Origin of the sequence: Nonomuraea sp. NPDC049625, from assembly GCF_040675285.1 — a bacterium.
GTDB lineage: Bacteria > Actinomycetota > Actinomycetes > Streptosporangiales > Streptosporangiaceae > Nonomuraea > Nonomuraea angiospora_A.
Window position 1 is genome coordinate 1 of sequence record NZ_JBFAOQ010000041.1, and the last position, 12,808, is coordinate 12,808.

Here is a 12,808-nt window from a genome sequence, read left to right on the forward strand (position 1 = left end):
GGGTTCGACGCCTTGGGCGTCGGACCCCCTTTTTTTTGTGTGCTGTGCCGGCTGTGATGGGGGGCTGTGAGCCGTTCCCTCGCGCGGCCGGCTGCCCGCCCGCACCCGACGGCCCAGGACGCGTGTCCACGCGCCTGAGGCGTTGGCCCGGGCGCCGCATTCTCATACGTATGCCGTCGCGCCCATCCACGCCGCTGCGCATCGGTCTGCACCCCGCACCGAATTCACCTGCCGCCGTCTCCGTCACCTCCTCGGTCTGCACCCCTGCACCGAATTCGAGTGCCGGCTCCGTCGCCTGCGTTGAATAGAGGACGGGCATCGGCCGGGCTCGGCTGGCGACCACAGTCGAATAGAGGATCGGCATCATGCTGGCTCGGCGGGCGACCACAGAGAGTGACTTCCGGCGGGGAGAGGGAGTCGGCGAGGGCGAATTGGCGGGGCTCTGCGTGGTTCATCCCGATGGCTACTCTCTGCATCCGACCACGAGTAACCGGAGAGCCCAGCAGGCAGCGCGCCGCGCGATTAGGCTGGAAAGCCTTGGCTGGTGAAGGCGTCGACAGTGGAGAGGCGCACGTGACCGTTGGCGGGCGGTGGTCGGATATCCAGATGCAAGCGGGCTGCAAGCTGTACAAAATGGAATTAGGGCTGGGCGTGTCGCGTGGCGAATGCGGAATCGTCGGTTACCGTCCAATGTGTAGGGACGTGCCGATTACGGTGAGTTCCTGAGGAAAGGACAAGCCGATGGGGGCAGTGCGCAAGGTGGTGAGCTACCTTGGCCTGAGCGGGGTCGATCACTACGACGAAGGCTATGACGACGACGAGAACTACGAGGACGAGTACGTCCCCGCGACCGAGCGGGCCGCCAGGCGGTGGCGCGCGAACGTCGACTCGTCACGAATCGTGATGGTCCAGCCGCTCAAGTACAACGACGCGCCGTTGATCGGCCAGCACTTCCGTGACGGACAGACGGTAATCATGGACGTCTCGGGCATGGCTATGCCTGAGGCGACGAGGATGGTCGACTTCGCCGCCGGGCTGGCCTATGGGTGCGAAGGGCGGATCGAGCGCATCGCCGACCGCGTCTTCCTGCTCGCGCCGGCGCACGTGGAGATCGAGACCACCTGAGTGTGGTAACCGGGCCGCTGGGCCGTGGTCGGCGCGCAGAGGCGGGCTGCGCTGACCACGACCGCCCGGCGGGGTCGAGCCGGTGGCCGGGTACGGAGGCGGATGGTCAATGCGCCACCGACCTGGGCCATTCAGGCGGGCCGCCAGCGAGTCGCGGTCCGCTGGCCCCTGGGCGGGTTCCCGATGACGACCAGCCCCCTGAACAGCCCAGATGCTGTCTACTGATCGGTGCGCGCTTCCTGACAGGCCACCCGTCCACGGCACTCCGCCTGGACGGCCGCCGCAGCCGATTACCGTAAGTGTTGACCCCGTTCACCGAGGGCCCGATGCCCGTGAGCGTCCAGTCCGGTCATCAAAGGACCGATAACTGGGAGAGTCCGCCCGTCGGCCGTGGCGGGCCGATACCCGTGAGGTCCGGTCCGATGGCCGAGCGGCCGATGCCCGTAAACGTGCAGTCCGTTCGCCATGGGGTCGATGGCTGCAAGCGCCCGCCCCGGTTGGTCGCGGGGCCGATGCCCGTGAGGACCGATCCGATGGCCGAGCGGTCCGATGCCCGTGAGCGTCCAGTGCGTTGGGTGTGGGGTCGTTGGACGTAACCCGCCAGGCCGTTGGCCGAGTGGACCGGCGGTCGGAAACGTCCTGTTCGCATCGCCAAGCGGCCGACTTCCGCATGCGCCTTGTCCGTCCGTCAAGCGGCCGACGACCCGCAAGCGTCCTGTCCATATCTCGTGCGGCCGACGACCATAAGCGCTCCGTCCGTTCGCCAAGCGGCTGGCGACCGCGAGCGTCCTGTCGGGTTCTCACGCAGCCGGCGATCATGAGCGCCCTGCCCATATGTCAGGCAGCCGATGAGCGGAAGCGTTTAGCCCGCATCACGCGCGCCGATGAGCGAGAGCGTCCAGCCTGCGTCTCACGCGCGCCGATGAGCGGAGCGTTCAGTCCGATGGCCGTAAGTGAGCCGGCAGCGGCCCTTTGCGGGGGAGTGGGGTCAGCTGGCGCGGGGGCCGCGGCGGATGAGGCGGGTCAGTTCGGCTGCGTCCTCCGTGGCCTGCTTGGCGCGCTCGTCCGCCTCCCTCGCGTACGCGTGCAGGGCCCACACCGCCCCCTCCGCCAGCTCCTTCAGCTCGCTGACCTGCGCCGCCACGTACCGGCCGTCGGCTTCGACGAGTTTGCGGCGCTGCCAGAGCTGCCACCCGGCCAGGCCGATCATGGCCACCGCGGCGGCGGCGAACAGGCGGCTGGAGATGACCGCCCCGACGAGGCAGGCGATGCCGGCCACGATCAGGACCATGGCCGCCCACGGACGGGGGCGGGGCATGACGCCGTCCGCGACGAGCGCGGCCTCGGCGGCGGCCAGCGACGACGCCTCCGGGCCCTCCGGGCGCAGGTGGATGCGGTGGCCGAGAAGGGCGACGGTGAGCGTGGTGGGCGGCGCGAGGCGGCTGTCGGCTTCGAGCTCCTCGGCCACGCCGCGCAGGATCGGCCCCGCCACGTGCAGGGCGATCGCCGCCAGGTGCGGGTCGGAGCCGGGGCGGAGGTCTTCGAGCAGGTACGAGTTGAGCGAGGCCATCGGGCCGGCCGGGCCGCCGAGGCCGATCAGGAAGCGCAGGATGGCGAGCGGCTCGTCCTCCGCCCAGCTGGAGGCCGGGCTGCCCGAGCTGTTGTCGAGCGAGATGGCGGTGTCCTGATCGGCCTGCCGCGTCGAGGTGATCTCGGCGCATCGCCCGCGCAGTCTCGCGAGGCGGGCGGCCGCCATGGCGGGTCTGGCCAGTTCGGGGATCTCGGCCATCTCCGGGAAGTCGACCAGCGATGGCGGCACCACGACCGACGGCTCGCCCGGCACCAGAGCCTGCACCCATTGCTCCGGGTCGGCGTGTTCCTGGACAGCCAGGGCGTCGAGTTTGCGCAGCACGAAGATCTTGCCGGCGGGGCCGTACGCCCCCCGGGCGGCGGCCAGCCAGAGCGAGCGCTGGCCGTGGGAGACCGGCCGGTCGAGTGAGAGCTCGCCGAAGGCGGTGCCGAGCCAGGAGGCGTGGATGCGGCTGCCCTGCCCGGACACCGCGAGGGCCAGGCAGAGGAACAGCGCGGTCTGCTGCTGGTCACGCCCGGCGGCCCTGCTCAGGGGCTCCAGCGGGTCGTCGCCCGCGAGGATGGCGACCAGCGCTTCGATGGCCGGGGGCAGCCAATAGCCGGGTATATCGCGAAAACCTGGTGCGGCGGGAGGCGCGGCGCCCTTGGCGGCGAGGTGAGCGAGCAGCGCCTCAGCGTAGCGATGCAACTCCGTAGCCGCTGGGGGGCTCGCAGTAAGGTCCGTGCTCAAGGCAGAGAACTCCCCCATTTCGGCCTCAATTCATGACCGCGTAAAGCCTAGCCGTTCGGGCGCGCCAACCAGGTGAAGGCGCGCCCACGGCGGATCTGCGGGCTTTGAGCCAACTGCCTGTTACATACGCTCGGGAACGGGGACACCTAGTAGGTTGAGCCCCTTTTCCAGAACGTCCAGGACCAGCTTGCACAGGGCCAGCCGGTGTTGCCTGGTCTCCGGGTCGACGCCTTCCTTGGTCACCGGGCACTCATCGTAGAACGTGCTGAAGAGGCTGGCGGTCTGGAACAGGAAGTTGCACAGCCGGTGTGGCTCGGACTCGGTGGTGGCCTGGGAGACCACCTCGCCGAAACCGAGCAACTGGAGGCCCAGCGCGCGCTCGGCCGGTGCGGCCAGCACGATGGGGCCCGTCGCGTCGGCCGGAGCCATCTCCGCCTTGCGGAAGATGGAGCGGATCCTGGCGGTGGCGTACTGCATGTAGGGGCCGGTGTTGCCGGTGAAGCTGATCATGCGGTCGAAGTCGAGGACGTACTCGCTGTCGTGACTGACCGACAAATCGGCATATTTCACCGCGCCCATGCCGACGGCGTGCGCGATCTCCTGCGTGGTGGCCTCGTCGTAGCCCCGGTCGGCGATGGCCGCCGTGGCCCGGTCGACGGCCTCCTGGAGCAGGTCCATCAGCTTGACGGACTCGCCGGAGCGGGTCTTGAACCGGCGCCCGTCCTTGCCCAGCATCATGCCGATCTGGACGTGCTCGGCCGAGACCGAGTCGGGCAGCCAGCCCGCCAGCCGCGCCCCTGCGAACACCATCCGGAAGTGCAGCGCCTGCTCGTTGCCCACGACGTAGAGGATGCGCTCGGCCTTCAGGTCGTGGACGCGGTAGCGGATCGCCGCCATGTCGGTGGTGGCGTAGCCGTACCCGCCGTCGCTCTTCCTGATGATCAGCGGCAGGGGCTTGTCGTCGGAGCCGGTGAAGCCGGGCGGGAACACGCAGAGCGCGCCGTCGCTGATCACCGCCGTCCCGGCCGCCTCGAGGTCGTCGCACGTCTTCTGGAGCATGGGGTTGTACATGCTCTCGCCGGCGAGGTCGGCATCGGTCAGCGTCACGCCGAGCAGCTGGTAGACCTTGTTGAAGTAGCGGACGGTGGCTTCCATGAACACGTGCCACAGCCGCATCGTCTCAGTGTCGCCCGACTGCAGCGTGGTCACCCGCACCCGGGCGCGCTGCCTGAAGCCGTCGTCGGAGTCGAACTTCGCCCGCGCAGCCTGGTAGAACTCCGTGCCCTGGCCGGCCTCCAGCTGCGCGACCGCGGCCTCCTCGCCGATCTCGAGCAGGTGCTCGATGAGCATGCCGAACGGCGTGCCCCAGTCGCCCAGGTGGTTCTGCCTGATCACGGTGTTGCCGAGGTGCTCGTGCAGGCGGGCCAGCGAGTCGCCCACGATCGTGGTGCGCAGGTGGCCGACGTGCATCTCCTTGGCCGCGTTGGGCGCGGAGTAGTCGATCACCACGGTCTGCGACGGCGTGATCGTGCCGACGCCGAGCCGCGGGTCGGCCAGCATCCGCCTCGCCTCGGACTCGATCCACGAGTCTTCGAGGGTGATGTTGAGGAAACCGGGGCCGCTGACCTCGATCGTGCCGGGGAAGTCGGACAGCTCCGTCTTGATCGCCTCGGCGACCTCCCGCGGCGCCCGTCGCAGTCGCTTGGCCAGGCTCATCGCGACGTTCGCCTGGAAGTCGGCGAACTGGGAGGGCCGGATCAGCGGATCTGCGTCGGCGTGCTCGGAGCCGAACGCGCGGGCCAGCGCCTGCTGGACGCGCTCGGTGAGCATTATCTGCGGGTCGGTCATGTTCTAAGGGTACCGGCGACCTTGACAGCGACGCTTATCATTACCGCCGCCACGATCGAGATGCCGACGGCGGTCAGATCGTTGCTGAGGTCGCCGGGTTCGAGGGCGAAGAAGTGCCGTACGAAGGGGATCGTCAATCCGATCGCGAACGCCGCCGCCATCGAGGCGACCAGCGCGATCCGCCACCAGTTGAGCGGCCTGGCGATCAGCACGAGCACCCACCAGGTGGTGAGGAAGAGCGTGATCACCGCCGACGTCTGATCCTCGACGAGCGTGGACGTGCCGCTGTGAGCGGCCCAGAACGACAGCAGCACCGCCGCCGCGCACAACACCCCTGCGGGTACGGCGAAGCGCAGCACCCTGGGGACGAACCCCGGCTTCGAGCGCTCGAACGTGGGCGCGAGCGCGAGGAAGAGCGCGGGGACGCCGATGGTCAGGGCGTTCGTCAGGGTGGAGTGGCGGGGCGCGAACGGGAACATGACCCCGGCCACGCCGACCAGCAGCGACAGCACGATCGCGTAGAAGGTCTTGGTGAGGAAGAGGTTGGAGACGCGTTCGATGTTGGCCAGCACCCGCCGTCCCTCGCCCACGACGTGCGGCAGCGTGGCGAACTTGTCGTCGAGCAGCACCACCTGCGCGACCGCCTTGGTGGCCGGGCTGCCCGCGCCCATCGCGATGCCGAGGTCGGCGTCCTTGAGCGCGAGCACGTCGTTCACGCCGTCGCCCGTCATGGCCACGGTGTGGCCCCTGGCCTGGAGCGCGGTGACGAACTGCCGCTTCTGCCGGGGGCTGACGCGGCCGAACACGGTGTGGGAGTCGAGCAGCTCGCCCAGCTTGGCCTCGTCGTCGTAGGGGAGGTCGCGGGCGTCGATCGAACGGTGCGCGTCCGGGATCTCGAGGCCGGTGGCGATGGCGGAGACCGCGGTGGGGTTGTCGCCGGAGATGACCTTGACCGCTACGCCCTGCTTGGCGAAGTAACGGAGGGTTTCCTGGGCGTCGGGCCTGACGCGCTGCTTGAGCGTGACGAGCGCCACCGCCTCGATGGGCGCCCTGTCCGGCTTGGTGCGCTCCTCGGCCGCCTGAGGTGCGGGCAGGGCGCGGGCGCGGCCCAGGACGAGCACGCGGGCACCGGTGGTGGCCAGCTCGGCGGCCCGGTCGTAGGCGTCCCCACTGTCGAGCAGCACGTCCGGCGCTCCCAGCATCCACGCGCCCCGCTCGCCGAAGTGAGCGCCGCTCCATTTACGCGCCGACGAGAACGGCACCGTCTCACCGGCCGTCCACCCGTCCCGGGCGTTCTGGTAGCGGGCCCGGATGGCCTGGGCGGTGGCGTTCGGCGAGTGGTCGAGGTGGGCCAGGGCGGCCAGCGCGTCCTCGACCGGGTGGCCGTCGCGCAGGGGCAGCACCTGGTCGAGGTCCATGCCGCCGGCGGTGAGCGTGCCCGTCTTGTCCAGGCACAGCACGTCCACCCTGGCCAGGCCCTCGATCGCGGGCAGCTCCTGGACCAGGCACTTGCGCCGGCCCAGCCGTACGACGCCGACGGCGAACGCGATCGAGGTCATCAGCACCAGCCCCTCGGGGATCATGGTGACGATGCCCGCGACCGCGCCGGTGATCGCGGTGCCGAAGTCGGCGGAGTGCTTGAGCTGGCTGTAGATCAGCAGGGCCCCGATGGGGATGACCAGCCAGGTGATGTACTTGATGAAGTTCGCCACGCCCTCGCGCAGCTCGGAGTGGGCGAGGTGGAACTTGCTCGCCTCTTCCGCGAGCTTCACCGCGTACGCGTCGGTGCCGACCCGCGTGGCCACGAACGCGCCCGCGCCCGCCACGGCGAAGCTGCCTGACAGGACCTCGTCCCCGGGCTGCTTGTGTACCGGGTCGGCCTCGCCGGTCAGCAGGGACTCGTCCACCTCCAGCCCGTCGGACTCGATCACCTCGCCGTCCACCAGCAGGCGGTCGCCGGGGCCGAGCAGGATCAGGTCGCCTAAGACCACCTGGCGGGGCTGGACCAGCCGTTCTCCGCCGTCCCGCCGGACCCGTACGGGCGCCTCGTTGATCACCGCGAGCTTGTCGAGCGTGCGCTTGGCGCGGAGCTCCTGGATGATGCCGATCAGCACGTTGGCCACGATGACCAGGCCGAACAGGCTGTCCTGCCACTCGCCGAAGATCAGGACCAGCGCCCAGAGCACGCCGATGACGAGGTTGAACAGGGTGAAGACGTTCGCCCTGACGATCGCGCTCAGCGACCTGCTCGACCGCCGCGGCACGTGGTTGGGCTTCGCCCCCACCACCTGCGCCGAAGTGAGTCCGTTGGCCGCTGTGGAGAGCCGGTCCACATAACCCCCTGTTTCTGTGGATCGGTCACACCCTACGGCGTCACCACAATCTGTGGGAGCGAGGCGTGGTGGCTGTCTTGTCGCCGATGCGGGCCACGATTCCGGCCGCGGACAGGTCGGCCGCGAGCTTGCAGGCCGCGCTGATCCCGTCGGCCCTGGACGAGCCGTGGGCGATCACGACGGTCCCGTTCAGGCCGAGCAGCACGGCGCCGCCGTACGCCTCGGGGTCGAGGCGGCGGCGCAGCTCGCGGATGCGCGAGCGCTGCATCGCGGCTCCCAATCTGGCCAGCCTGCTGTCGGTGACCGCCGCCCTGAGCTCGGAGAACGCGTAGCGGACCGCGCCTTCCATGGTCTTCAGCGCCACGTTCCCGGTGAACCCGTCGGTGGTGATCACGTCCACCTTGCCGGTCAGCAGGTCGTGTCCCTCGACGTTCCCCTCGAACCGGAGGCCGGGGGAGGCCAGCAGCAGCTCGTGGGCGCGCTTGACGAGCTTGTTGCCCTTCTCGGCCTCGCTGCCGATCGTGAGCAGGCCGACCCGGGGCGTCTCGATGCCGTACGCGAGCTCGGCGTAGGCCGTCCCCAGCTGGGCGAACTGCACCAGCATTTCCGGCTTGACCTCGGCGTTGGCGCCCGCGTCTATGAGCACGGTGGGGTTGGGGAGGGTGGGGATGGGGACCGCTATGGCCGGTCTCAGCACGCCTTGCTGGCCTTTGAGCCGCAGCCGGCCGGTGGCCACGATACCCGCCGTCGAGCCCGCGGACACGACCGCGCCGGCGTCGCCGCGGCGTACGAGATGGCAGGCGACGGCGATGCTCGAGCGGGGCCGGCGCAGGCTCGCCAGCGCGCCCTCGTCCATCGCCAGGGCCTCCTCGGCCCGTACGATCGGGACCTCCTTGGTGGCGTCGTGGTCGGCGAGCGCCTCGTAGAGCACGCGGGGCGAGCCGACGAGCACGACGGACAGACCGCGCTCCCGCACGGCGTGCACCGCTCCCGCGACGATCTCGTGGGGTGCGTGGTCGCCGCCCATGGCGTCGATCGCGATGGGCCTGCTGTCGGACAATGATCACCTCGTACGGCATCGAGCCCGCCGCCACGGCTTGACCGGAACGCGGGCTCGGTATGTCCGCATCGTAGGCAAGGCAGGTGCCAGGTTAACCGGCGGGTAGGCCCTGTTGGTTCCCCCGAGGGCCCCTTCCAGTCTCGCCGACCACCCGGCCCGCTCCCCACACCTCGCCCCCGGTCGCCCGGATCACCTCCCGGCGCCTACCGCGACCCCTTCGGACTTGCCGCACCGGGGCTCGGCGCTTGCGGCCGCGACCCCCGGGCACGCGAAGGCGTGGCCTACGGCCGTCGGGTCCGCGAGGGCGCGGTGTACGGCCGTCGGGTCCGCGAGGGCGCGGTGTACGGCCGTCGGGGTTCGAGAAGGCGCGTGGACGACCGCCGGGCCCGCTGAAGCACGGCGTACGACCGTCGGGCCCGTGGGATGGAGGGTGGTGGGACGGTGTCGCTGTCGGGCCGTGACGGGCGTGGTCGGGCGTACGGGACATGGGCTTCCCGAGACGCCCGCTCAGTGGAGGTTCCAGTCGTCCTTCCCGCGCGACACGATCACCTTGGAGAACTTCGACGCCCCCGTGACCCGGATCAGCGGCCCGTCGGCCTGCGAGCCGCCCGTCACGCTGCGCTTGCCGAACATGGAGCTGCCCTCGTCGATCACGTGCGCGTTGTCAGGAACGCGCACGATCAGCTTGCTGAACCAGGCGTTCGTCTCGATGGTGATCTCGCGGCCGGGCAGCACCGCGTCCGAGAGGTCGATGATGAGCGCCCCGAACCGGGCGGACAGCCGGGTGTTGCGGGAGGCCACCCACCGCCCCTTGCGGACGATCTTGCTGAACTTCGAGTCGATGACCTGCTGCTCGATGGCGGCGGGCACGTTTGACGCGGACACCTCGGGCAGATCCCGGGTGAGGGGGACGAGTTCGCCCACCGTCTTCGCCGCGTAGGCGACGTCCAGGCGGTCGGCGTGCTCGACGCTGGTGAGTCTTCCTGTGGCGAGGGCCTCTGACAGGACCGCGGCCACGCGGTCGCGGTCGGCGTCTGAGGCCCGCTGGTCAGGGTCATGGATCACGATAAATCAGTGTATGCCTATTCGCGATATGTCGCGAGTGCCCGCAAACCTCAAGGAAAACTTGGAGTCCAGCGGAACCGCTGACGTGCCTGACAGCGTCCGGGTATTAAGAACCGTAGACGCGCGACAAGGTCGTGAGGTTTACACGCGATCGAACAAAAAAGATGGGAACGGCCTAGTGATCTTGAACCAAGCTGGCACGCGACGCTTCAAGGCGTACACGTCCAAGCACCTCGACGAGCTCTTGAAGCGTGCGGGGCTCGGCGACGATGAGCGGCTGAAGGTCCGCGCCGTCGCCACTGTGCTGCCGTTCCGGACCAACGCCTACGTCGTCGATGAACTCATAGATTGGTCGGCCGCACCCGACGACCCGATTTACCGGCTCGTCTTCCCGCAGGAGGACATGCTTCCCGCGACCGACGTAGCCCGGCTGGCGGACCTGCTCAAGGCCGAGGCGCCGAACGTCGAGATCCAGGCGGAGGCGAACCGGGTACGTGCCCAGCTCAACCCGCACCCCGCCGGCCAGAAGGAGCTCAACGTCCCGAGGATGGGCGACGAGCCGGTGCCCGGCATGCAGCACAAATATTCAGAGACCGCGCTGATCTTCCCCAAGCAGGGGCAGACCTGTCACGCGTACTGCACCTACTGCTTCAGATGGGCGCAGTTCGTCGGGGACGCGGACCTGAAGTTCGCCTCCGACGACATCGGCCAGATGGTGGCCTACCTTCGCCAGCATCCCGAGGTCACCAGCGTCCTGATCACCGGCGGCGACGCGATGATCATGGGCGAGCCCGTCATCAGGCGATATATCGAGCCTTTGTTGGACCTGGAGCAGCTCGAGTCCATCAGGATCGGCACCAAGGCGCTGGCCTACTGGCCGCAGCGCTTCACCACCGACCCTGACGCCGACGCCACGCTCGGGCTGTTCGAGGAGGTGGTGAACGCGGGCAAGAACCTCGCGTTCATGGCGCACTTCACGCACCCGCGCGAGCTGGAGTCGCCGCTGGTGGAGTCGGCGGTCAAGCGCATCCTCGGCAGCGGGGCCACCATCAGGACCCAGGCGCCGCTGATCCGGTCCATCAACGACGACCCGGCCGTGTGGTCGCACATGTGGCGGCGGCAACACCGGATGGGGATGATTCCGTATTACATGTTCATCGAGCGCGACACCGGGCCCCAGGACTACTTCGCGGTGCCGCTGGCGCGCGCCTACGAGGTCTTCAGGGACGCGTACTCGACCGTCTCGGGGCTCTGCCGCACGGTCCGCGGGCCGTCGATGTCGGCCACGCCGGGCAAGGTGTGCGTCGACGGCGTCACCGAGATCGCGGGCGAGCAGGTGTTCATGCTCCACTTCATCCAGGCGCGCGACCCCTCACTCGTGGGGCGGCCGTTCTTCGCGCGCTACGACCCGTCGGCGGTCTGGCTGACGGATCTGCGCCCGGCCTTCGCCGAACGATTCCCGTTCGAGCCCGCCGGCGCGCTGCTGCCCGCCTGACCGGTCGTCCGCGCCCACGCGACCGAAAATCCGCCCCCGCGGCCCGTGACATTTGTTTTCGCGACCCTTTGTTCACGGGCCGCCGGGGACGTAAATTTCCCAGGATCCGCTCCAAGTTTTCGTGTACGCGATCCAAAGCTTCCCCGTACGCGATCCGAACCGACGCGCTCGTGATGCCGAACCGAGCGCGCGCAATATCGGAAACTAGACCCGTCTATTTCCCGTTTTGTCTCCCCGCTCAACGCTCTCCCTTTACTCGGTAACCGGCCTGCAAACCCCTGCTACATGGGCTTTCATGCGCCTGCGGCCGATCACCGCGAGTGGTAGAACTGCTGGCGTAGCTCAGCCGTGACGGCACGCTTCGTGTGGTGCCCATAGCGCGCCCGCCACGGCTTTCGGGGGTTATCGATTCGCATTTCCACCGCATTCGAGAGCGATCGATCACGAGCCGGGAAGGCAATCATGAATCGAGTAGTCAAGGCGGCTGTCGCCGTCACAGTATTCGGCCTGGCGGCGGCTTTGGCCGTGCCGGCACAAGCGGAAGTCGGGAACAACGGCGTCAGGAGCGACGGGGGCGGCACCAACAGCCCGCTCGACAGCCTGCTGGGCGGCGGCCTGCTGAACGACGGCCTGCTGAGCGGGCTGATCGGGGGCGGCCAGCTGAACGGGCTGCTGGGCGGCGGCCTTCAGGGCAAGTCCGCGGCACAGCCCAGCCGTCCGATGACGGACGTCGAGCGGGACATCGCAGCAGAGAACCGGCAGAGGTACTCCACCACGCCGAACGCGGCCGAGGACGTCACCAACTTCGGCGGTCCGCTGCCGGAGCTGTCGCCGATCGTCGGCGGGTTCTCGCTCGGCGGCGGGGGCCTGACCGAGTCCCTGCCCGTGCCCGTCCTGTCGGGCGCGGCACGCATGGCACAGCCCGTCGCGACCTCGGTGAAGTCCGGCAAGCAGGGCGGCGGCCAGGTCGTGAGCGAGGGAGACACCCTGCGCGGCGCATACGACGCGACGACGGGCCTGCTCAACACGTCCTTCGGCGACGCGATGAACAAGCTGAACAACAACAGCGTGCTGCCGGGCACCGGATCCAGCCTGCTGAACACCAGCGCGGCCACGGCCAAGACCATGAGCGGCACCAGCAAGGGCGTCGAGACGCTGTCGGCCGAGTCGATCGTGGCCGGCCTCGGCGAGGCGGCCCGGCGGGCCCTGCCGCACGCGGCGAGCGGCCGGCTGTCGCCGATGATCGGCCAGGTCGCGCCGGTCGAGATGGCTCCGGTCATCGAGGCGCTGCCCAGCACCGCGCAGGCCGCCTCCATGGACGAGCTCACGCCGCTCGTCGAGGACACCTCGGGCGTCGTGTCCGCCAACGGCACCAAGGCCACCGGCACCTACGGTGACGTGCTGACCGCGCTCGGATGGTCCACCGACTCGCTGACGAGCTCGGTGCGGGACTCCTGGATTCGCGACTAGACGCGATCGAGGCGCCGTAGAGCGGCGGCTCGCCGAGGGCCGGGATGACGGTTCGCGGGCGTCCAAGGTGCCGACGCCCATGAACCGGCCGT

Annotated in this window: 8 protein-coding genes; 3 read left to right on the forward strand and 5 right to left on the reverse strand. The window is 69.3% G+C overall.

The genetic code is table 11. The features are described from left to right. Nucleotides 1–741 precede the first annotated feature (741 nt). Nucleotides 742–1,125 carry a cell division protein SepF gene (locus AB0J87_RS63480; protein WP_350742559.1) on the forward strand — a complete coding sequence of 128 codons (384 nt, stop codon included), beginning with the start codon at nucleotides 742–744 and terminating at the stop codon, nucleotides 1,123–1,125. A gap of 988 nt (nucleotides 1,126–2,113) precedes the next feature. Here the strand turns inward: AB0J87_RS63480 and AB0J87_RS63485 are convergent. The 5 genes from AB0J87_RS63485 to AB0J87_RS63505 form a co-directional block, all read right to left on the reverse strand. Next, nucleotides 2,114–3,403, reverse strand: a complete 1,290-nt coding sequence (locus AB0J87_RS63485; RefSeq protein ID WP_363985625.1) for a hypothetical protein — start codon at nucleotides 3,401–3,403, stop codon at nucleotides 2,114–2,116. A gap of 162 nt (nucleotides 3,404–3,565) precedes the next feature. Further along, nucleotides 3,566–5,293, reverse strand: coding sequence for an arginine--tRNA ligase (gene argS / locus AB0J87_RS63490; protein ID WP_363985627.1), 1,728 nt, complete (start codon nucleotides 5,291–5,293; stop codon nucleotides 3,566–3,568). Then, a complete protein-coding gene (locus tag AB0J87_RS63495; RefSeq protein ID WP_363985629.1) occupies nucleotides 5,290–7,626 on the reverse strand; it encodes an HAD-IC family P-type ATPase in 2,337 nt (778 codons plus the stop codon). Before AB0J87_RS63495 ends, argS begins: the two co-directional genes overlap by 4 nt. Before the next feature lie 40 nt (nucleotides 7,627–7,666). Further along, entirely contained in the window at nucleotides 7,667–8,686 is a 1,020-nt protein-coding gene (gene plsX / locus AB0J87_RS63500) for a phosphate acyltransferase PlsX (RefSeq protein WP_350742567.1), read from the reverse strand. Nucleotides 8,687–9,193: 507 nt separating this feature from the next. Then, the gene (locus AB0J87_RS63505) at nucleotides 9,194–9,751 is read right to left on the reverse strand and encodes a DUF1707 domain-containing protein (protein ID WP_363985631.1); all 558 of its coding nucleotides are present in this window, start codon (nucleotides 9,749–9,751) and stop codon (nucleotides 9,194–9,196) included. Between the two features lie 178 nt (nucleotides 9,752–9,929). Here AB0J87_RS63505 and AB0J87_RS63510 point away from each other — a divergent pair, with 178 nt between their 5' ends. Together AB0J87_RS63510 and AB0J87_RS63515 are read left to right on the forward strand one after the other, a co-directional pair. Continuing rightward, nucleotides 9,930–11,246, forward strand: coding sequence for a lysine 2,3-aminomutase (locus tag AB0J87_RS63510; protein ID WP_363985633.1), 1,317 nt, complete (start codon nucleotides 9,930–9,932; stop codon nucleotides 11,244–11,246). A gap of 462 nt (nucleotides 11,247–11,708) precedes the next feature. Further along, nucleotides 11,709–12,716: a hypothetical protein gene (locus tag AB0J87_RS63515; RefSeq protein WP_363985635.1), complete on the forward strand. Its 1,008-nt coding sequence runs from the start codon at nucleotides 11,709–11,711 to the stop codon at nucleotides 12,714–12,716. Nucleotides 12,717–12,808: the final 92 nt, after the last annotated feature.

What these genes read in the sequence shown, in the direction of transcription:
- AB0J87_RS63480 (WP_350742559.1), top strand. Translation starts at nt 742, where the DNA reads ATGGGGGCAGTGCGCAAGGTGGTGAGCTACCTTGGCCTGAGCGGGGTC.
- argS (WP_363985627.1), bottom strand. Translation starts at nt 5,293, where the DNA reads ATGACCGACCCGCAGATAATGCTCACCGAGCGCGTCCAGCAGGCGCTG.
- AB0J87_RS63515 (WP_363985635.1), top strand. Translation starts at nt 11,709, where the DNA reads ATGAATCGAGTAGTCAAGGCGGCTGTCGCCGTCACAGTATTCGGCCTG.